Annotated in this window: 17 protein-coding genes and 1 pseudogene (1 of these 18 running past the window's edge); 10 read left to right on the forward strand and 8 right to left on the reverse strand. The window is 74.1% G+C overall.

The annotated features are described in order from the left end of the window. From M446_RS22330 to pcaD, 7 genes are all read left to right on the forward strand, one after another. Positions 1-1,240: the 3' portion of an alpha-D-glucose phosphate-specific phosphoglucomutase gene (locus M446_RS22330; protein WP_012334378.1), read on the forward strand. 392 nt of this gene lie to the left of the window's left edge; the window shows 1,240 of its 1,632 coding nt (coding positions 393-1,632); its start codon lies beyond the left edge, outside the window; its stop codon occupies positions 1,238-1,240. A 77-nt stretch (positions 1,241-1,317) separates the two neighbouring features. Beyond that, complete coding sequence (locus M446_RS22335; RefSeq protein WP_012334379.1) at positions 1,318-2,139, forward strand: IclR family transcriptional regulator; 822 nt, start codon at positions 1,318-1,320, stop codon at positions 2,137-2,139. A 104-nt stretch (positions 2,140-2,243) separates the two neighbouring features. Next, positions 2,244-2,972 carry a protocatechuate 3,4-dioxygenase subunit beta gene (gene pcaH, locus M446_RS22340; protein WP_012334380.1) on the forward strand — a complete coding sequence of 243 codons (729 nt, stop codon included), beginning with the start codon at positions 2,244-2,246 and terminating at the stop codon, positions 2,970-2,972. A 1-nt stretch (position 2,973) separates the two neighbouring features. Then, positions 2,974-3,603 carry a protocatechuate 3,4-dioxygenase subunit alpha gene (pcaG, locus tag M446_RS22345; RefSeq protein WP_012334381.1) on the forward strand — a complete coding sequence of 210 codons (630 nt, stop codon included), beginning with the start codon at positions 2,974-2,976 and terminating at the stop codon, positions 3,601-3,603. Between the two features lie 123 nt (positions 3,604-3,726). Continuing rightward, a complete protein-coding gene (locus M446_RS22350) occupies positions 3,727-4,578 on the forward strand; it encodes a 3-keto-5-aminohexanoate cleavage protein (RefSeq protein ID WP_012334382.1) in 852 nt (283 codons plus the stop codon). 127 nt (positions 4,579-4,705) lie between these two features. Continuing rightward, positions 4,706-6,061, forward strand: a complete 1,356-nt coding sequence (locus tag M446_RS22355; protein ID WP_012334383.1) for a lyase family protein — start codon at positions 4,706-4,708, stop codon at positions 6,059-6,061. Positions 6,062-6,074: 13 nt separating this feature from the next. Beyond that, complete coding sequence (pcaD, locus tag M446_RS22360) at positions 6,075-7,256, forward strand: 3-oxoadipate enol-lactonase (protein WP_012334384.1); 1,182 nt, start codon at positions 6,075-6,077, stop codon at positions 7,254-7,256. A gap of 544 nt (positions 7,257-7,800) precedes the next feature. On the opposite strand, the pseudogene M446_RS22365 reads toward pcaD, so the two are convergent. The 7 genes and pseudogenes from M446_RS22365 to M446_RS22395 all read right to left on the reverse strand — a co-directional run. Continuing rightward, positions 7,801-8,211 (reverse strand): annotated as a pseudogene (locus M446_RS22365) (MBG domain-containing protein); the annotation flags it as partial. Between the two features lie 38 nt (positions 8,212-8,249). Continuing rightward, a complete protein-coding gene (locus M446_RS22370; protein WP_043701517.1) occupies positions 8,250-9,311 on the reverse strand; it encodes an MBG domain-containing protein in 1,062 nt (353 codons plus the stop codon). A gap of 342 nt (positions 9,312-9,653) precedes the next feature. Further along, complete coding sequence (locus M446_RS22375) at positions 9,654-10,376, reverse strand: hypothetical protein (protein ID WP_012334386.1); 723 nt, start codon at positions 10,374-10,376, stop codon at positions 9,654-9,656. Positions 10,377-11,141: 765 nt separating this feature from the next. Then, positions 11,142-11,834: a DUF4142 domain-containing protein gene (locus M446_RS22380; RefSeq protein WP_012334387.1), complete on the reverse strand. Its 693-nt coding sequence runs from the start codon at positions 11,832-11,834 to the stop codon at positions 11,142-11,144. A gap of 170 nt (positions 11,835-12,004) precedes the next feature. Continuing rightward, entirely contained in the window at positions 12,005-12,787 is a 783-nt protein-coding gene (locus M446_RS22385) for a DeoR/GlpR family DNA-binding transcription regulator (RefSeq protein ID WP_012334388.1), read from the reverse strand. 108 nt (positions 12,788-12,895) lie between these two features. After that, positions 12,896-13,486: a Dps family protein gene (locus M446_RS22390; RefSeq protein ID WP_012334389.1), complete on the reverse strand. Its 591-nt coding sequence runs from the start codon at positions 13,484-13,486 to the stop codon at positions 12,896-12,898. Positions 13,487-13,594: 108 nt separating this feature from the next. Further along, the gene (locus M446_RS22395) at positions 13,595-15,232 is read right to left on the reverse strand and encodes a L,D-transpeptidase family protein (protein ID WP_012334390.1); all 1,638 of its coding nucleotides are present in this window, start codon (positions 15,230-15,232) and stop codon (positions 13,595-13,597) included. Between the two features lie 498 nt (positions 15,233-15,730). Between M446_RS22395 and M446_RS22400 the strand changes: the two genes are divergently transcribed. The 3 genes from M446_RS22400 to M446_RS22410 all read left to right on the forward strand — a co-directional run bounded on the left by M446_RS22400 (position 15,731) and on the right by M446_RS22410 (position 18,975). Further along, positions 15,731-17,176 carry a hypothetical protein gene (locus M446_RS22400; RefSeq protein WP_012334391.1) on the forward strand — a complete coding sequence of 482 codons (1,446 nt, stop codon included), beginning with the start codon at positions 15,731-15,733 and terminating at the stop codon, positions 17,174-17,176. 67 nt (positions 17,177-17,243) lie between these two features. Then, complete coding sequence (locus M446_RS22405; protein WP_012334392.1) at positions 17,244-18,410, forward strand: M20 aminoacylase family protein; 1,167 nt, start codon at positions 17,244-17,246, stop codon at positions 18,408-18,410. 124 nt (positions 18,411-18,534) lie between these two features. Continuing rightward, positions 18,535-18,975, forward strand: a complete 441-nt coding sequence (locus tag M446_RS22410) for an HIT domain-containing protein (RefSeq protein WP_012334393.1) — start codon at positions 18,535-18,537, stop codon at positions 18,973-18,975. Between the two features lie 167 nt (positions 18,976-19,142). Here the strand turns inward: M446_RS22410 and M446_RS22415 are convergent, their stop codons facing one another. Next, positions 19,143-19,607, reverse strand: coding sequence for a hypothetical protein (locus M446_RS22415; RefSeq protein WP_012334394.1), 465 nt, complete (start codon positions 19,605-19,607; stop codon positions 19,143-19,145). Positions 19,608-19,653: the final 46 nt, after the last annotated feature.

Below are 19,653 nucleotides of genomic sequence, written 5' to 3' on the forward strand. Positions count from 1 at the left end.
TGGCGGGCCCGCCCCCGAGGCGGTGACCGAGGCGATCTACGCCCGCACCCGCAGCCTCAGCGCCTACCGCATCGTCGAGAGCCCCGACATCGACCTCGACCGGATCGGCGAGTGCCGCGTCGGCGACGCGCAGGTCGCGGTGATCGATCCCGTGGCCGAGTACGTCGCCCTGATCGAGACGCTGATCGACCTGCCCCGCATCGCCGCGATGGTCCGGTCGGGATTCCGGATGCGCTTCGACGCGATGAGTGCGGTGACCGGGCCCTACGCGCGGGAGATCCTGGAGCGCCGCCTCGGCATGCCGGCGGGCACGGTCGTCAACGCCGAGCCGCTCCCGGATTTCGGCGGGCACCATCCCGACCCGAACCCCGTCCATGCCCGCGACCTGATGGTGCTGATGCACGGGCCCGAGGCGCCGGATTTCGGCGCCGCCTCGGACGGCGACGGGGACCGCAACATGATCGTGGCGCCGGGCCTGTTCGTCACGCCGAGCGACAGCCTCGCCGTGCTTGCCGCCCACGCCCACCTGGCGCCGGGCTACGCGGCGGGGCTGGCCGGGGTCGCCCGCTCGATGCCGACGAGCCGCGCCGTCGACCGCGTCGCGGCCCGCCTCGGCATCCCGGCCTTCGAGACCCCGACCGGCTGGAAGTTCTTCGGCAACCTCCTCGACGCCGGCCGGATCACGCTCTGCGGCGAGGAGAGCGCCGGCACCGGCTCGAATCACGTGCGCGAGAAGGACGGGCTCTGGGCCGTGCTGCTCTGGCTCAACATCCTGGCGGCGACCGGCAAGCCGGCCGACCGGATCCTGCGCGAGCATTGGGCCAGCTACGGCCGCGACTACTACGCCCGCCACGACTACGAGGAGGTGGATGCGGCCGCCGCCGAGGGCCTGATGCAGGCCCTGCGCGACGCCCTGCCGGATCTCCCGGGCCGCCGCATCGGCCCGCTCACCGTCGAGGCGGCGGACGACTTCGCCTATGCGGACCCGGTCGACGGCTCCGTGACCCGCCGCCAGGGCGTGCGGATCCTGTTCCGCGAGGATGCCCGCGCGGTCTTCCGCCTCTCCGGCACCGGCACGGTCGGAGCCACGCTGCGCATCTACCTGGAGCGCTTCGAGCCGAACCCGGACCGGCACGACCTTCCGACCACCGAGGTGCTCGCCCCGGTCGCGGCCGCCGCCGAGGCGATCGCCGGGATCGCCGCCCGCACCGGCCGGCGCGCGCCCTCCGTCGTGACCTGACCGGCGCCCCTTCCGCCGCTTGACAGAAACTGGAACTGCGTTCAATTACCGAACCACGTTCCAATCACGAGGGCGGGATGGCGGCCGGATTGCTGCGACGGATCCTTGATCTGGTGGAGTTGCTCGCCGCCCACCCGCGCGGGCTTCACCTCCAGGCGATCGCCGACGCGCTCGCCATGCCGAAGAGCGGCACCCACCGGCTCCTCGCGGACCTCTCGTCCTACGATTACGCCACCCAGGATCCCGACAGCGGCCGCTACCTGCTCACCACCAAGCTGGCGACGCTCGGCCTCAAGCACCTCGCGGCGTCCGGCGTGGTGGACGTGGCCCAGCCCGTCCTGAACCGTCTCGCCGAGCGCAGCGGCGAACTCGTCCGCCTCGCGGTGGTGGATTATCCCCGCCTCGTCTGGGTGGCGAAGGCCCAGGGCGCCCGCACGGGTCTGCGCTACGACGGCGACATGGGGGCGGAGGCGAGCCTGTCGACCACCTCCACGGGGATCGTCTGGCTCGCGCACCTCCCGGAGGAGGAGGCGGTGGCGCTCGTGCTGCGCCAGGGTTTCCGCCCGCCGGGCACGGCCGGGCCGAACGCCCCGCGCACGCTCCCGGCCCTCCTCGCCCTGGTCGAGGCCGCCCGCCGCCGCGGCTATGCCTGGGTCCACGAGACCCACGCGGCCGGCACCGCCGCGATGGCGGCCAACATCGTCGATCCGGCGAGCGGGCGGGCGCTCGGCAATGTCAGCATCGCCGGACCGAGCGCGCGGCTGACCGAAGCCTGCCGGGACGCGCTGGCCCCGGACCTGCTGGAGGCCGCCGCCACGCTCTCCGCCCTCGGCCCGCTCTCGGATTATCTCGGGGCGCTCGCCGGAGGGCGGGCGCGCGACGCCGCGCGCTCCGGGTGATGGCCCGGAGAGCGACCCCGCGGGCGCGGCGCAGCGATGGGCCGCGGCGCGCGTTCTGTCGAGAAAGTCCCGCGCGCGATCGGGCGCGGGGAGGAGGAGACGCCATGACGGCCCTGGACCGGGAATTCCTGCAGCGCGACCGGCGCATCCACCCGCCGGCCTACACGCCGGATTACAAGACGAGCGTGCTGCGCTCGCCGCAGCGGGCCTTGATCTCGCTGCAATCGTCGCTGTCGGAGGTGACCGGCCCGGTCTTCGGCCAGGGCGAGCTCGGCCCGCTCGATAACGACCTGATCCTCAACTACGCGAAGGACGGCGAGCCGGTCGGCGAGCGCATCCTCGTGCACGGCCTCGTGCGCGACGAGAACGGCCGCGGCGTGCCCCACACCCTGGTCGAGTTCTGGCAGGCCAATGCGGGCGGGCGCTACCGCCACCGCAACGACCGCTACCTCGCGCCGATCGACCCGAATTTCGGCGGCTGCGGCCGGGCGCTCACCGACGAGAACGGCTACTACTACTTCCGCACCATCAAGCCCGGACCATATCCGTGGCGCAACTTCCTGAACTCGTGGCGCCCGGCCCACATCCACTTCTCGGTGTTCGGCTCCGGCTTCGCCCAGCGCCTGATCACCCAGATGTATTTCGAGGGCGACCCCCTGATCTGGCGCGACCCGATGGTGCTGGGCATCCCCGACCGCGCCGCGGCCGAGCGGCTGATCGCGCCCCTCGACCTCGAATCCGCGGTGCCGCTCGACATGCTGGCCTACCGCTTCGACATCGTCCTGCGCGGGCGCCAGCAGACGCTCTTCGAGAACAAGCTGCAGGGGAATTGAGATGCGACTGCCCTTCGAGCGCCTGAGCGAGACGGCCTCGCAGACCGCGGGACCCTACGTGCATATCGGCCTGATCCCGCACCAGGCCGGCTTCGACATCTTCGAGACCAATTTCTCGAACGTGCTGGTCGGCCCGGCCACCGAGGGCGAGCGCATCCGCATCGCGGGCCGCGTCCTCGACGGGGCCGAGGAGCCGGTGCGCGACGTTCTGGTGGAGATCTGGCAGGCCAACGCGGCCGGCCGCTACAATCACCCGGCCGATCAGCAGGAGGGCAAGCCCCTCGATCCGAGTTTCCGGGGCTGGGGCCGCACGGGCTCGGACTTCGAGACCGGGATCTGGACCTTCGAGACGATCAAGCCGGGCCCCGTCGCCGGGCGAATGGGCCACCGGCCCATGGCCCCGCACATCAATCTCTGGATCGCCGCCCGCGGCATCAACATCGGGCTGCAGACCCGGCTCTACTTCCCCGACGAGGCGGAGGCGAATGCGGACGATCCGGTGCTCGGACTGATCGAGCAGCGCTCCCGGCGCGAGACGCTGATCGCCCGGCGCGAGGCGCGCGACCTGCCGACCTACGTCTTCGACATCCGGCTCCAGGGCCCCCAGGAAACCGTCTTCTTCGACGTCTGATACGGGATCCGCTTGATCAAAGCGGGTCCCGTATCACAAGCCTGCGCGGCGCCTGAGCGAAGCCGACATCCGCATGGCGAAGCCATCCGTCGGATGTCCTATGACAGCAACCGGAGGAACCCCATGAACCCCGCGGAGCCATCCCGCCCCGTCGTGATCGCGGTCGCGATCACCGGCTCGGTGCCGCGCAAGGCGGACAACCCCGCCGTCCCGACCCGCGTCTCCGAGCAGATCGAGTCCACCCACGAGGCCTACGAGGCCGGCGCCAGCCTCGTGCACATCCACGTGCGCAACGACGACGAGAGCCCCTCCTCCGACCCGGACCGGTTCGCCGCCGTCCAGGAGGGCGTGCGCAAGCACTGCCCGGGCATGATCGTGCAGTTCTCCACCGGCGGGCGCGGCCGCGACCCGGCCGCGCGCGGCCTCTCGCTGGTCCACCGCCCCGACATGGCCTCGCTCTCCACCGGCTCGGTCAACTTCCCGAGCATCGTGTACGAGAACCCCGCCGCGCTCGTCACCGAGCTTGCCGGGCAGATGCGCCGCTACGGCATCCGGCCCGAGATCGAGATCTTCGACCTCTCGCACCTGCACGGGGCGAGGCGGCTGATCGAGGCGGGGCTGATGGACGAGGCGCCCCACGTGCAGTTCGTGCTGGGGGTGAAGAACGCCATGCCGGCCGACGAGCACCTGCTCGACATCCTGCTTTCCGAGACGCGGCGGATCCTGCCCCAGGCGACCTGGACGGCGGCGGGGATCGGGCGCGAGCAGGCGCGGGTGATGGACTGGGCGCTGGCGCGGGGGGCGGAGGCGGTGCGCACGGGGCTTGAGGACAACATCCGGGTGACCAAGGACCGGCTGGCGGCGAGCAACGCCGAGCTGGTCTGGCTGGCGGCCGAGGCCGTGCGCCGGCACGGGCGCCGGGTGGCGACCCCGGCCGAGGCCCGCGCCATCCTGCACCTGCGCCCGGCGGCGTAGGCGGGCCCGCCCGCCGACGGGGGCGCGGCCGACGCGGTCCCGCCGGTGGGGCGCCCCCCGAACCGGGCTGCGCCGGCGCGGCCCCTGGCCTAATTGGGGAGGCTCCCCGCCCGCTCGGAGGCATCGCATGACCTTCTCGGCCCTCGACTCCGCCCTGCTCGGTCCCCTCTTCGCCGCGGAGGCGATGCGGACCGTCTTCGCGGACGAGGCGCGGGTCGCCGCCATGCTGCGCGCCGAGGCCGCGCTCGCCCGGGCCGAGGCCGCCCTCGGCCTCGTCCCGGACGCCCTCGCGCCGGCCCTCGAGGCGATCCCGCCCGCCTCCCTCGATCCCGTGGCCCTCGGACGCGGAACGGCCCTCTCGGGCGTCCCGGTGATCCCCTTCGTGAAGGCGGTGCAGGCGGCTCTGCCCGCCCCCCTCGAGGCGGGGTTTCACAAGGGCACGACCACCCAGGACATCGCCGACACCGCGCTCGTGCTCCAGCTGCGCGACGCGCTCGACCTGGTCCGGGACGACCTGCTGGCGATCCTCGCCGGCCTGTCCGACCTGGCGCGGCGCCACCGCGAGACACCCTGCGTCGGGCGCACCTACGGCCAGCAGGCGGCGCCCGTCACCTTCGGCGCCAAGGCGGCGATCTGGGCGCTCGGCGTCGCCGAACTCGCGGGCGACCTGCCGCGCCTGCGCGGCAAGGTGCTCACCGCCTCCCTGGGCGGGCCCGTCGGGACCCTGGCGGGGCTGAAGGAGCAGGCCGACGCGGTCGGCGAGGGCTTCGCCGGCGAACTCGCGCTCCGCTACGATCCGGCGCCCTGGCACACCCGCCGCGCCCGAATCGCCCAGACCGGGACCTGGCTCACGCTGGTGATGGGGGCGCTCGCGAAATTCGCGACCGACGTCGCCTTCCTGGCCAGCACCGAGGTCGGCGAGGTGGCCGAGCCCCACGTCCCGGGCCGGGGCGGCTCCTCGGCCATGCCGCACAAGCGCAACCCGGTCTCCTCGACCGTCATCCTCGCGGCGTTCAGCGCCGCCAAGGGACAGGTGCTGCCGCTCCTCGACGGGATGGCGGCGGCGCAGGAGCGCCCGGCCGGCGCGTGGCACGCGGAGTGGCACGCCCTGCCCTGCCTGTTCGGCCTCGCCTCCGGGGCCCTGCGCGAGGCCCGCGCCCTCGCCGAGGGGCTGGTTCCGGATCCCGGGCGGATGCGGGCCAATCTCGACCTCACCCGCGGGCTGCTCTTCGCGGACGCCGCCGCGGCGCGGCTCGCCCCGGCGCTCGGGGCCGAGGCGGGCCACCGCCTGGTCGAGGAGGCGGCCGGCGCGGTGCGCGACGGGCGGGGGACGCTCGCGGAGGTCCTGGCCGCTCGGCCGGAGACCGCCGGCATCGATCTCGGCCCGGCCTTCGACCTCGCCCCGGCGATCCGCGCCGGCGCCCGCACGGCCGACCGCGCGCTCGCCGAGGCGGCGCGCTACGCCGCCCTCCTCTCCCCCTGACAGGACGAATCCCATGCCCCTGATCGAGGCGAACGGCACCCGGCTGCACTACGAGCTCTCGGGACCGAGCGGCGCCCCCGTCGTCGCCTTCTCGAACTCCCTCGGCACCGCGATGGCGATGTGGGACCCGCTCGTGCCCCACCTGCGCGGCCGCTACCGGGTGCTGCGCTACGACACGCGCGGCCACGGCGCCTCGCCGGCGCGCGACGCGCCCATCGCCGTCGAGGATCTGGCGGACGACCTCCTCGGGCTCCTCGACGCGCTGGGCATCGGTCGGGCCCACGTGGTCGGGCTGTCCCTCGGCGGCATGACCGGGCAGGCGCTGGCGATGCGGGCGCCCGAGCGGGTGCTGAGCCTCACCCTGATGGCCACCGCCGCCGAGATGCCGAGCGAGCAGAGCTGGAACGAGCGCGCCGCGACCGTGCGGGCGGAGGGCACCGCCGCCATCGTCGACGCCACGATGGAGCGCTGGTTCAGCCCGGATTTCCCGCGCACCAGCCCGGGCGCGGTCGAGCCGGTGCGGCGCCAGTTCGTCGAGACCGACCGGGCGGGCTACGCGGTCTGCTGCAACGCGATCGGCCGGATGGACCTGCGTCCCGGGCTCGGGCGCATCACCGCCCCGACCCTCGTCATTGCCGGGCGGGACGATCCCGCGACGCCGCCGGCCAAGTCGGAGGAGATCTGCGCCGGCATCCGCCACGCGGAGCTGGTGGTGCTGCCGGGCGCGCGCCACCTCCTCGCCGTCGAGCGGCCGGACGCGACGGCCTCGCACCTCCTCGCCTTCCTGGACCGGCATCGCGGCGCGGCCGGGGCGGCGACCGGGGCGGTGGCCTTCGCCGAGGGCTTGGCGAACCGGCGCGGCGTGCTCGGCGAGGTGCATGTGGACCGCTCGCTCGCGGCGGCCGGCAGCTTCGCGGGCCCCTGGCAGGACTTCATCACGCGCATTGCCTGGGGCGAGATCTGGGGAGACCCGCGCCTGCCCTGGAAGACCCGCTCCCTGGTCACGCTCGGCCTGATGGTGGCGCTCGGCCGCGAGGAGGAGTTCAAGCTCCACGTCCGCCCGGCCCTGCGCAACGGGGTCACGCCGGCGGAATTGCAGGCCCTGCTGCTCCAGGCCGCGGTCTACGCGGGCGTCCCGGCCGCGAACGGCGCCTTCCGCTGGGCCAAGGAGGTGCTGGGGGACGAGCTGGAGTAGCCTCCGCCGGCCCCGTGTGGTCCGGGGCCGTCCGGTGCAGAGGCGCTCGGCACGCAATCTGCGCCTGGTCCAAGCCCCGAAGGGCCAGCCTCGTCGACGTCGAACGGCGGAGTCGGCGAGCGCTGCGCGGGTTCGTGCGAACAGCGCGAGGTCGTTCGATCGCGCACGCGCTGCCGCGGGCGGCCTCGAACGGCCGCGCCGAACCCGATGCTGACCCTACATACGTTTCCCGGAAGCTCACTTCCGGGAAACGTATGACAAGCCCGCGCGGCGCCTGAGCGAAGCCGACATCCGCATTGCGAAGCAATCCGTCGGATGTCGTATGCCAAGCCCGCGCGGCGATTGAGCGAAGCCGACATCCGCATTGCGGAGCAATCCGTCGGATGTCGTATGCCAAGCCCGCGCGGCGATTGAGCGAAGCCGACATCCGCATGGCCGAAATGGGAGATGGCGAAGCAATCAATCGGATTTCGTATCAAACGTGAACCGCATGGGTCGCTCCGACCAGGCGCGAGCGCGCCGCGATGGCGACGCGCCCGGCCTCTCAGCGCGGCGAAGGGCGCAGGTTCGCCTGCGGCGGGATCGGGCGGCAGCGGCCCTTCTGCCACGCGCAGGGGCGGCTGGCGTCGAAGCGGAGGTCCCGGAGGGGTCCGGCCGCGGAAGCATCCGGCCCGTGGCGCGGGGCCGACAGGATCATCGGTCGGTTCTGGCGCGCGGCGCGCTCGACGGTGCTGGCGAGACCGGTGGCGTCGGGGGCGACGAACCCTGCCGGCCGGGGCCGCGGCAGGACGTCGAGGAACGCTTCGGCGGCGAGGACGTAGTTGGGCGAGGCATCAAGGGTGCCTTGCGTGATGGTGTAGTTCCTCGGCTCGCTCTGCGCGGTAGCGGCCGTGGCGAGATGACCGGAGAGGCCGTCGCCGTCGACGAGGCCGCGCACAGTGTAGGTCAGAGCCGGATTCGCGTCGCCTTAGGCGCGCGTGAGGGAAGCCGGAGTCACGACGAGGGCGCGCGGACGCACTGGCTGGTGAGCGTGCCGGCGACCGTGAGGGTCACCGGGCTGTCGGCGACCCCGGTCCGCGCCGTGATGCCGAAGCTGTTGGACAGCCCGGTCAACACCTCGACGCCCTGCCCTCCCTGGAGACCGCTGGCCGCCAAGCCCGGATCGGTCAGGCGCTCGCCATAGATCGAGGCGCCGGAGCGGGCCGACACGACGACGGGGGCAGGCGTCACCGTCAGCGTGCCGCTCGCGGGCAGGCGGTAGTTCGACGCGAGCCCGTTGCCGCCCGCGACCGCGAGAACCAGTCCGGCCAGAGGCGAGCCCGCGTAGAGGCCGGCATCCGATGCCGCCGTACGGCCATTGCCCGCGACGAGCGTCAGGCGCTCTCCATCGGCGGCGCCTGCCACCTGGAGCGTGCCCGTGCCGAAGCCGGTGGCGGCGTCATAGGTCCTGCGCCCCGTCAGCGTCACCGGCCGCGGCGTCACGGTGAGGTCGGCGCCCCGGTAGATGAGGATGTAGTTCGGGGACACGGCGAGAGTGCCCTGCCCGATGGCGTACGCGCCGATATTGCTGGCGCCGTCGGCCGCGGTGGTGAGCGCACCGGCGAGCGCGTCGCCGTTCACCAGGCCCATGCCGCCGACGCGGTAGCTCAGGGCCGGGTTAGCCTCGCCGTAGACCCGGCTGACCGGCCCGCCCACGACGGTGAGCGGCCGCGGCGTGATGGCGAAGCGGGGCGCGTCCGGCGCCAGGGCCAGCGTGTAATTCGCGCCTGCCGCGAGCGAGCCCAGCGTGTACGCGTAGGGGCCGTCCGCCACTGTCTCGCCCGGCGCGCGGCCGAGCGCGCCGGAGAGCCTCAGCCCGCTGTCGTCGAGGCCGAGCCCCGGATTCACAACGAGGCCCGTCACCCCGTAGCGCAGGCCCGGATCCGCGCCGCCATAGACCTTGGACTGGCCGGCCTCCGGCGTGACCGTCAGGGTCGCCGGCGCGACCGTCAGCCGCCCGCTCGCCGCGAAGGCGAAGCCGTAGCCGGCGGGCGAGCCCAGCGTGCCCGCCGCCACGATCCCGTAGGGGGCCGCCCGCCACCCCGGCCGGCGCGCCCGCCTCGGGGGAGGTGACCCTCGGCGCCCCGGTGACCGCGCTCGCCGCGTCGTCGCCGCGATTGGCCCCGGCCACGCCCGGGTCGAAGCCGGTGATCCGGTCGGCGCCGGCCACGATCGCGGTCGCGTCCTCCCCGTAAGTCTTGGCCGCATCCGCCGTCGTCACGGTGAGCATGCGCTGCGCCGCGAAGACGTAGCGGTTCCCGCCCGGCGTGACGCGCCCGCCCGCGGCCGAGTTCCAGAGCGCCGCATTGCCGCTGTCGAGCCCGCCGAAGCTGACGCCGGCCGGATCGGCCGAGTAGATCAGCCAGCGCCCGCCGCTCGTGCCACCGCCTCCGCGCCCGCCCGGTTGACGAAGGCGCCGGAGGTCGCGAGCGCGACATCGCCGGCCGCCCGCACTCCTGCCCCGGTCGCCAGGGTCAGGCTGCCGGCCGCCGCGATCAGCGTCACCGTTCCGCCGGGATTGCTCACCCCGTCGCCGGCCGCGCCGGTGCCGATCGTGAGGGCGCCCGCATTGGTGAAGGCGAGGTCGCCGCTGCCCGCGTTGGTGAGGCGAGCGAGCCTCCCGACCTGGTTTGCCGCGCCCAGGGCGAGGCCGCCGGCGGCGCTCGCCGTGAGCGTGCCGGCCGTGAGCGTTCCGGCGGTCTGGGCGACGGCTCCGGCCGCCGCGAGGGTGACGGCGTTGCGGCCGGCATCGAGGGCGGCCGCCAGGGTGATGGGTGCGCCGGCGGCCGTGGTGGTCACGGCGAAGTCCCCGCCGGAGGCGACGGCGCCGTCGAGGGTGAAGGAGGGCCCGTGGGCGCTGATGCGGGTCGAGGACGACGCCAGAGCGGTGTCGAGGGAGGTGAGGAGGCCCGCCCCGAACGTGGCGGCGAGGCCGGCGCGCAGGCCGCCATAGGTGGTGGCGGCGGTGATCTGCCGGCTCAGTCCGGCCGAGAGGGTGCCGAGGGAGAGGAGGGATCGGTCGAAGGAGCCGTCGTCGGTGGCGAGGAGCCCGGCGGCGGTGTCGGCGCCGGCGGGCGTCATGGTGGCGCCGATGCGGATGCCGGAGGATGGCAGGGTACCGGCCGGGAGGATCGCGTAGACGGCGCCGTTGGCACCGGCCGAGACCGTGCCGCCGAGCGGGGTGCCTGCCTGGTAGAGGCGGATCTGGGCTGCGGCGAGGGCTGCGCCGGCAGCGTCCCGCGCGGCGGCGGTGATGGCCTGGACGCCGGTGGGATAGAGGTTCCGCAGGAAAGGGTAGAGTATTGTAGGAGCCGCGCAGCAATGAATATGAACAGGATATTTATCTGAACAATATGATAAGGCATATCAACTGCAGCGTGAAGGAAGGTCTCCAAGAGATAGCGCGCCACGGCGTGAACCTATCAAAATACACTGGATGGCAAATACGATCTAGGTTGCGGTGTGATCAGCAGGGACCAACTCAGTAAAATCTGAGCGTACATGATCTCACGACGGGTGGCTTGCCGTCGTGCCGCGCGTCGGTCCGTCCCGGGCCGGTGGCGCCGAAGGCTCTCTCGGGGGCTGCCACGTGGCACTGCTCTGCCCTCAGGCGCAGCGCCGCCGCGGGTTCGCCGGCAAGGTCCGGTCCGGGGCCCCGTCGCGGGTGGGAGCGCTCGCCGAGGCGCATCCCGCCTGACCCTGCACGGCGGGCCGAGCGGCCCGCCGTCCGTGCGCCGCGGCCGCCTCGCGCAGCGCCCGATCAGGTTGCAATCGGACGCTGCCCTCGGTCATTGATTGTGCCGCCTTGTCCTCGACGAAGCAGATGCTGCTTCGTCGAACCATGCTCTAGCGCGCGCCCGGCAGGCGCTCGGCCATGGCGAGGTGCGATTCCATCGAGGGCAGCACCTGCTGGGCGTAGGTGCGCAGGGCCGGGTTCGGGCCGGACTGCAGATAGGCTTGGTGGGCCGCGATCGACATCCGGTGCGACTGGACCTGCATCCGCGCGTAGGTGCGGTCGAAGCGCGGACCGGGCGGAGTCTGGGCGAGTTCGGCCAGCATCGCCTGCTGCTCGGGGCTCAGCGGCACCACGTTGGTGGCGGCCGTCGTGGTCACGTCGCCGTCGACGAGGTCCGCCCCCGCCCGGGCGCCGCGGGCCGCCCCGGCGCCGAGCCCTTCGAGGCCCCCGACCGGGCCGCCCTGCAGCGTGCCGCTCACCGCCCCGGCCGCCGCGCCCGTGGCCGCCCCGACCGCGCCGCCGGCGATCTCGAACGGCGCCGCCACGAGGCCGCCGATGCCCGTCGCGCGGGCCACGTTCTCTCGCCCGCCGAGCAGCGCCACGTTCGCCGCGCGATGGTCGCGGATCATCTCCCGGGCGTATTCGCGCACCCGCGGGTTGCGGCTCCTGTCGAGGGCGATCTGGCTCGAGCGCACCTCGAAGGCGTTCGACATCAGCGCCATCTCGCGGAAATCGCCCATCTGGGCGAGAGCGGGCGTCGCCGCGAGGGCGGCGAGCGTCGCGAGCGCGAGCTTGGTCTTCATCGGGTCTCTCCGGTTTCTCTGCCTGGTCTCGGGACGAGGGGCGGCCGCCGCAGCGTCACGGCCCGCGCACCGCCGCGCTCGTCCGTTCGGCCCGACAACGACGCTCCTACCGCTTGGTTCCAACCCAGCGTCATGCAGCGGCGGACCAGGTTGCGCGGCGGGCCGAGCGGTCACTCCGGGAGATCGGTCCCGACCTCGACGACGCGGACTCCGTGCTCGTCGCAGAGCTCGCGCAGGGGACGCGAGGGCAGCGCGTCGGTCACGAAGACGTCGAGCTCGCCGACATGCCCGACCCGGATCGGCGCCGTGCGGTCGAGCTTCAGCTTGTCGGCAACCAGCATCACCCGCCGCGAATTGTCGATGATGGCGCGGGCGACGCGCACCTCGCGGTAGTCGAAATCGAGCAGCGCGCCGTCCTCGTCGATCGCGGAGGCGCCGATCACGGCGTAGTCGACCTTGAACTGGTTGATGAAGTCGACCGCCGCCGAGCCGATCACCGCCCCGTCCGCCCGCCGCACCGGGCCGCCCGCGACGATCAGGCTGATCCGCGGGTGCCGGTAGAGAAGCGTCGCCACGTTGAGGTTGTTCGTGATGACGAGCAGGTCCTCATGCTCGACGAGGGCGCGGGCGACCTCCTCGGTCGTCGTGCCGATGTTGATGAAGAGCGAGGCGCCGTGGGGAATGAGCCTGGCCGCGGCGAGGCCGATCGCCCGCTTCTCGGCGTGGGCGACGAGGCGGCGGGCCTCGTAGGCGACGTTCTCGACCCCGCTCGAGAGCACGGCGCCGCCGTGCACCCGCGACAGCAGGCGGCTGTCGCAGAGCTCGTTCAGGTCCTTGCGGATGGTCTGGGGGGTGACGTCGAACCGGACCGCCAGATCCTCGACGCTGACCCGGCCCTGCTGCCGGGCGATCGCCAGGATGTCGTGCTGGCGCGGAGAGAGGGTGTCGCTCAAGGGGGGTCCGGTTCACGGGGCGGGCCGCCCGCATTGTTCCGGGAAACGGAAGGGGGCGCAACGTGCGCCCGGGCGGCCGGCGGGGGCCCCGCCGTCCGGGCCGGAGCCTCAGTGCCCGTCGGCGCCGCCGCGGCGGCTCGCCTCGTAGAGGAACCAGGTGCGCTCCTCGGCCTGGTCGATCCACTCCTCGATCAGGCTCGCCGTCGCCACGTCGTTGTGCTCGTCGCAGAGGTCGTGCAGCTCGCGCATCCGCGACGTCGTCGCCTTGTTGTCGTCGCGCAGCTCGGCCAGCATGTCGAGCGGGTCGACGTAATCGGCGTTGTTGTCGACGATCCGCGCCTTCTGGGCCGCTTGGCCGAGGGAGCGCAGCGTCGTGCCGCCGATCTTGCGGGCCCGCTCGGCCACGTCGTCGGTCGCGGCGAGGATCTGGGACGCCTGCTCGTCGAGCAGCAGGTGGTAGTCGCGGAAATGCGGCCCGCTGACGTGCCAGTGGAAGTTCTTGGTCTTGAGGTAGAGGGCGAGGAAGTCCGAGAGCAGGACCGTCAGCCCCTCCGCGATCTCCCGGGAGGCCTCGGGCGAGAGGTCGGAGGGCGTGTTGAGCCGCTCGGCGGTGACGCGCACGCGCGCGTCGGAGGCAGCGGTCTTCGGCTGCGCGGCGCGGCCGATGGGCGCCGCGGCGGCCTTGGTGGAACGGGCCATTGGGAAAGTCTCCGGATCTGCGCGCCGCGAGCAGCGCGCCGTTCGCTCGCCAATTCGAGCGCGGCCGGTTGGTTCCGCAGGGGAGCCGCCGGACTTGGCCGTGCGGCATCAGGTCCGGGGCGTCGCGGCCGACCCCTGCGCGCGCGGGGCCGGACCCTGCGCGCGCGGCGCCGAACCGGGCTTCGGCGCGGCCAGGGGCGCCGGAGCTCCGGCGGGCGCGGGAGCGGCCGCGGCCCTGGCGGCGGGCCTCGGCGCGATCGCGGCCGTGGTGGCCACGTCGGGCGCCGGCTTCTCCGGGCCGGCGCCGTCGAGGTTGTAGACGTCGTCGCGGAAATGGGCCCGGCCGTCCGGGGTGGCGTAGCCCGTCAGGTACACGAAGGTCACGGGTACCGGCTTGGCGAGCTTGATGTCGCGCCGCTCGCCGGTCGCGATCCCGGTCTCGATCTCGATCGGGCCCCAGACCGTTCCGGGCCCGCCGGGACCGGGCGTCCCCTCGAGCAGCCACGCGACCAGCCCCTTCACTTCCGCCACCCGCACGCAGCCCGAGGAGTGGAACCGGATCGTGCGGGTGAACAGGCTCTTCGAGGGCGTGTCGTGCATGTAGACGGCGTGGCGGTTCGGCATGTCGATCCGCACCTGGCCGAGCGAGTTGTCGAAGCCCGGATCCTGCCGCACGGTGTAGTTCACCGCCTTCTCGGTCGACCAGTCGATCGCGGTCGGCTGCACCTCGTTGCCCTGCCCGTCCAACATCCGGATGTGCATCTTGGCGAGGTAGCCCGGGTCCTTCCGCATGTGCGGGATGATGTCCTTCTTGATCAGCGAGACCGGCACGGTCCAGGTCGGATTGAAATTGACGTTGGTGATCCGCGTCTCGACCATCGGCGAGGCGCGGTCGGGCTTGCCGACCACGGCCACGTAGCGGCGCACGACGGCGCCGCGCTCCACCGCCTCGACGGCGGCGGCCGGGATGTTGGCGACCACGTAGCGCTCGCCGAAGGGGAAGCGCGAGCCCATCAGGCGCGCCGCGGAGGCAGCGAGCTGGCGCTGGCGCACGCTGGCCGGCACGTTGAGCGCCTTGACCGTCATGGCGCCGACGAGCCCGGTCTCGGGCAGGCCGTGCCGGTGCTGGAAGCGCGTCACCGCCGCCACGAGCGCCTCGTCCATGCGGTCGGAGACCGGCGCGTCGGCCGGGAGATCCTCGGTCGCCGCGAGGCGGCGGCGCAGGGCCAGCACCCCCGGATGCCGGTCGCCGGGCTTGAGGGACAGGCTGGCGGGGACGGAGGGCCAGCCGCCGGCCTGGACGATGGCCTGGTAGCGGTCCGCCATCCGCAGCGTGTCGAGGAAGGTGGCGGGCGTGAGGGTCGGGGTCGGGTCCTGGGAGACCGGCGCGAGGACGAGCGGCGGCAATTCGCGCGAGGCGCGCCGCGGCGCCTCCCTGGCGGGCGCGGGGCTCTCCTCGGCGGCGGGCGCGGCCGGGGCGGATGCCGCGGGGGCGCCGGCGGGGCCGGGCGCCGCGACCGGGCCGGCGGGCGCGGCCGCCCTGCCCGCCTCGGGGAGCGGGGCCTTGGCGGGGTCCGGCGCGGGCGCCCCGGAGGCGGCGGACGCCTCGGCGGGCACCGGGACGGCGGCGGGGGGCACGGGCGGCGCCTGCGCGACCACCGCCCCCGCCCCGAGCAGCCAGGCCGCCGCGGCGAGCGGCAGCACGGGCCGGGCCGACCCGGACGGGGGGACAAGCTGACGACGCATGATGGCCGGCCTCGTGTGCGGACGCGGGCGGAGCATCGCCCGGCCATGGTTACGGAAACCCTGCCGCGCAGGAGCCGCCCGCGCCGCGCGCCGGTTGCGGCTGCCGGGCTCCGCCGCTCCCGGCAACGATGGGCCCAAGCTTGGTCCCGGTCCGCGGCACGGTAGCGCGGCCGCGGCAAGGTCCCTCCCCCGTCATCCGCGTCGAGGAGACCGATCTTCCGGCTGATCCGGCATCCGCGTGATCAAGGTGGATCCCGGATCGCGAGCCTGCGCGGCGCCTGTGCGCGGCGCCTGAGCGACGCCGACATCCGCATGGCCGACATCGGAGATGGCGAAGCCATCAACCGGAGGTCGGATGATGCGCCGCGACCGCACATGCGGTTCTCCTGCGCTGCTGTTCCCGCCTCGGTCAGGCCTTGGTCGGAAACTTGCCTTCTTCTCGTTCGACAGCGGGCGGCGAGAATGAGCGCCTGACGAGGACGACGGCGAGGCCGGGCCATGGGGCAGAGCGAAGTGCGGCGGCGCGTCGGAACGGCCGCGTCGGCCTGCGTGACCTTCGGGGCGGTGGCGCACCTCGCCAATTGTCTCGACGGCACCTCCGGTCTGCTCGCGGAGGGCGCGGCCGGGCTCCTGCTCCTGGCGGGCGGCGCGGCCGCCCTCGCGGCGGGGTTCGCCGGGCTGCTCGGCCGGGCGGCCCGGCGCCCGGCCCTCGGGCTCGCCGGGCTCGGGCTGGGCGCGGCCCTCGCGCTCGCCACCCAGGTCTATCCCGCCCTGTCGCGGGGCCTCGCCGAGCGCTTCGGCCCGCCCGAGGACATCCCCGACACGCTGCTCGCGCTGGGGCCGGGCGGGCGCGACGTGCGCCTCTCCGGCACGCTGACGGCCGGGGCCGGGGCGCGGCTCGCGGCCCTGCTCGCCGCCAATCCCCGGGTCGAGCGGATCCACCTCACCAGCGACGGCGGCCTCGTCGAGGAGGGGCTGGCGCTCGGGGAGGCGATCGCCGCGCGCGGCCTCGCCACCTACGTGCCGGATTACTGCGTCTCGGCCTGCACCCTCGCCTTCCTGCGCGGGCGGGAGCGCCTTCTGATGGCGGAGGCCCGCCTCGGCTTCCACTCCCCCTACGAGACCGGGATCTTCGGCGAGATCCTGGCGATCGACAGCGCGCCCGAGCGCCGGGCGTACCTGCGCACCGGCCTGTCGCCGGACTTCGTGGAGGCGGCGCTGCGCGTGGCGCCGAAGGAGGTCTGGACGCCGACGCCCGAGCGCCTGCGCGCGGCCGGAGCCGTCACGGGGATCGTCGGCGCGGACCGCCTGCCCGATTCGACCCTCGACGACGACCCGACCCTCGCGGGGGCGCGCGCCGCCGTACTGAGCGCGGTCGGGCTGATGCGCCCCCTCGCGGAGGGAGCACCCGCGCGCCTCGACGCGGTGGCGGCGCGCTACCTCGACGCCTACCGGCAGGGCCGCAGCGAGGCGCACGGGCAGGACGTGATCCGGCTCCACGCCGCCCGGCAGATCGCCGAGGTGCTGGCCGGCGCGCCCGACGCCGTGCTCCTCGATCTCGGCCGCTTCCTGCTCCGGGCCGCGCGGGCGAGCGACCCCGACGAGGCGGAGGAATGCGCGGCCCTGGTGCGGGAGGCCGACCTGGTGAGCGCCGCCGAGATCCTCGGGCGGCGCGAGCCGCGGGCGGCGGAGAGCGCCCGCGCCCTCCTGGGGCGGGCGCTGGAGGGGCGCGACGGCGCGGGCGCGATCCGCCCCCGGCGCCGCCCCCTTGCGTCCCCCGCCCGCCTCCTCGGCTGCGGCGACCTGCAGGACGCGCTCGCCCGCGACCTCGCCCAGCCCGAGGCGGCGGCGCACCTGCGGGCCCTGCTGTTCCCCGGCGCCCGCCCGCCCGGCGCGCAAGACGCGCGAGGCGCTCGCGAGGCGACGGCGCGGCCGCGGGAATAGGCCCCTGGACAAGCCGGCATCGCCCGCCAAGGATGCCCGGCCCCGGATCAGGGAGGTTCACTGCCGCATGTCCCCGCTCGACCGCATCACCGCCCACCTCGACGAACTCGTGGCGATCCGCCGCGACCTGCACGCTCACCCGGAGATCGGCTTCGAGGAGACGCGCACCAGCGCGATCGTGGCGGAGCGGCTCGAAGCCTGGGGCATCGAGGTGCATCGCGGCGTCGGCCGCACCGGGATCGTCGGGGTGCTGACCGGGCGGGGCACCTCGTCGCGCCGGATCGGATTGCGCGCCGACATGGACGCGCTCCCGATCGAGGAGGCCACGAATCTGCCCTACCGCTCGACGCGGCCCGGCACCATGCATGCCTGCGGCCACGACGGGCACACCGCGATGCTCCTCGGCGCCGCCAAGTACCTGAGCGAGACCCGCGACTTCGACGGCACGGCGGTGTTCATCTTCCAGCCCGCCGAGGAGGGCCTCGGCGGCGCCCGGGCCATGCTCGCCGACGGCCTGTTCGCGCACTTTCCCTGCGACGAGGTCTACGGCCTGCACAACCAGCCGAACGGGCGGCACGGGCAGCTGTCGATCCGGCGCGGGCCGGCCATGGCGGCGGCCGACTTCTTCGACATCCGCATCGGCGGCCGGGGCGCCCACGCGGCCCAGCCGCATCGCGGCGTCGACCCGGTGGTGATCCAGGCCGCGCTCGTCCAGGCGTTGCAGGCGGTGGTGAGCCGCAACACCGACCCGGTGCAGTCGGCCGTCCTGTCGATCACCCGCGTCCAGGCGGGAGCGGCCTACAACGTGATCCCCGAGGAGGCGCACCTCGCCGGCACGATCCGCACCTTCGACGACCGCGTCCGGGCGATGGTGGCGTCCCGCCTGCGGGAGACCTGCGCGGGCCTCGCCGCCGCGTTCGGCGCCGAGATCGCGGTCGAGATCCGGGACGTCTTCTCGGTCCTGCGCAACAGCGAGGCGCAGACCGAGGCCGCCCTCGCGGTCGCCCGCGAGCTGTTCGGGCCCGAGCGCGTGGAGGACGACCCTGACCCCAAGATGGGAAGCGAGGATTTCGCCGACATGCTGCTGGCCGTTCCGGGCGCCTATGCGTGGCTCGGGGCGAAGGCGGGTGCGGCGCTCCACAACGCCGCCTACGACTTCGACGACAGCATCATCCCGCTCGGCGCCGCCTACCTGGCCCGCCTCGTCGAGCGCCGCGCCGCCGCCGGCCTGTGACGCCGGCTCCCTGAGAGCTCGAGCGGAGCGGCCGCACGCCGTCCCGCTCCGGCTCCCGCCGCCGCATCACCGCTGCGGCCCGACCGGTGATCCCTTCGGCGACCCAACGCTCAGCGGAGCCCTCATGACCACGCCCGCCTACGACCCGAACAACGTCTTCGCCAGGATCCTGCGCGGCGAGATCCCCGCCCACCGCGTCTACGAGGACGCGCATTGCCTCGCCTTCATGGACGTGATGCCGCAAGTGGACGGGCACACCCTGGTGGTGCCCAAGGCCCCGAGCCGGGGACTCCTCGACGCGGATCCGGCCTCGCTCGGCCCGCTCTTCGCCGCCGTGCAGACGGTCGCGGCGGCGGTGAAGACCGCCTTCGCGGCGGACGGCCTGGTGGTGAGCCAGTTCAACGAGCCGGCGGGCGGTCAGACCGTGTTCCACCTCCACGTCCACATCCTGCCCCGCCACGAGGGCGTGCCGATGCGCCAGCACGCCCGCGGCATGGCGGACGGGGCCGTGCTCGCCGCCCACGCGGAGAGGATCCGGGCGGCGCTGGCGGCGCGCCCCGCCTGATCCGGGATCCGCTTGATCGAAGCCGATCCCGGATCCCAAGCCTGCGCGGTGCCTGAGCGCGGCGCCTGAGCGACGCCGACACCCGCATGGCCGAAATCGGGTATGGCGAAGCCATCAACCGGATGTCGCATGAGGCGGCGCGGCGTCCCGGCCGCGGGGCCGCGCCCTCAGCGCTTCTGGAACAGCGGCTGGGCCAGGGCCTCGGCGCGGGCCATCCACAGGTCGCGCTCGGCCCGCAGCTCGTCCGTGCGCTTGATCTCGCTCTCGACGTGGTGGCGCAGGGCGCGCAGCTCCTCGGCGATGATCGCCTGGAGCTCCTCGTAGCGGTCCGCCTCGCTCTTCAGGCGCGCCTTGAGGACCATGTTCTCGGCCATCAGGGCGGCGATGTCCTCGTCCTCCGTCGGAGCCTCGGGCGCGGGCGCGGGCGCGGGGGCCGGCGGCGTGGACACGATGCGCGGCTCCCAGGCCGCGGGGGCCTCGGTGGAGCGGCGCAGCTCGGGCTCGGCGCGCTCGGGCGCGCGGGCGGGCGCGGCCGCCCCGTCGATGCGCGAGAGGGTCGCGAGCCAATCCCGCAGCGGTCCCGCGGGCTGGCGCGCCGGGCTGGACGAGGTCTTGTAGGCGGGTTCGGACACGCCGCGTCTCCTGGAACTGATTGACGCAGAAGAGATCTCATTAAGG

The sequence above is a fragment of the Methylobacterium sp. 4-46 genome (assembly GCF_000019365.1).
Lineage (GTDB): Bacteria > Pseudomonadota > Alphaproteobacteria > Rhizobiales > Beijerinckiaceae > Methylobacterium.

Excerpts from the sequence above, each read along its gene's own strand:
- M446_RS22335 (WP_012334379.1), top strand. The coding sequence starts at position 1,318 with ATGGCGGCCGGATTGCTGCGACGGATCCTTGATCTGGTGGAGTTGCTC.
- pcaH (WP_012334380.1), top strand. The coding sequence starts at position 2,244 with ATGACGGCCCTGGACCGGGAATTCCTGCAGCGCGACCGGCGCATCCAC.
- pcaG (WP_012334381.1), top strand. The coding sequence starts at position 2,974 with ATGCGACTGCCCTTCGAGCGCCTGAGCGAGACGGCCTCGCAGACCGCG.
- M446_RS22350 (WP_012334382.1), top strand. The coding sequence starts at position 3,727 with ATGAACCCCGCGGAGCCATCCCGCCCCGTCGTGATCGCGGTCGCGATC.
- M446_RS22355 (WP_012334383.1), top strand. The coding sequence starts at position 4,706 with ATGACCTTCTCGGCCCTCGACTCCGCCCTGCTCGGTCCCCTCTTCGCC.
- pcaD (WP_012334384.1), top strand. The coding sequence starts at position 6,075 with ATGCCCCTGATCGAGGCGAACGGCACCCGGCTGCACTACGAGCTCTCG.
- M446_RS22375 (WP_012334386.1), bottom strand. The coding sequence starts at position 10,376 with ATGACGCCCGCCGGCGCCGACACCGCCGCCGGGCTCCTCGCCACCGAC.
- M446_RS22380 (WP_012334387.1), bottom strand. The coding sequence starts at position 11,834 with ATGAAGACCAAGCTCGCGCTCGCGACGCTCGCCGCCCTCGCGGCGACG.
- M446_RS22390 (WP_012334389.1), bottom strand. The coding sequence starts at position 13,486 with ATGGCCCGTTCCACCAAGGCCGCCGCGGCGCCCATCGGCCGCGCCGCG.
- M446_RS22395 (WP_012334390.1), bottom strand. The coding sequence starts at position 15,232 with ATGCGTCGTCAGCTTGTCCCCCCGTCCGGGTCGGCCCGGCCCGTGCTG.
- M446_RS22400 (WP_012334391.1), top strand. The coding sequence starts at position 15,731 with ATGGGGCAGAGCGAAGTGCGGCGGCGCGTCGGAACGGCCGCGTCGGCC.
- M446_RS22405 (WP_012334392.1), top strand. The coding sequence starts at position 17,244 with ATGTCCCCGCTCGACCGCATCACCGCCCACCTCGACGAACTCGTGGCG.
- M446_RS22410 (WP_012334393.1), top strand. The coding sequence starts at position 18,535 with ATGACCACGCCCGCCTACGACCCGAACAACGTCTTCGCCAGGATCCTG.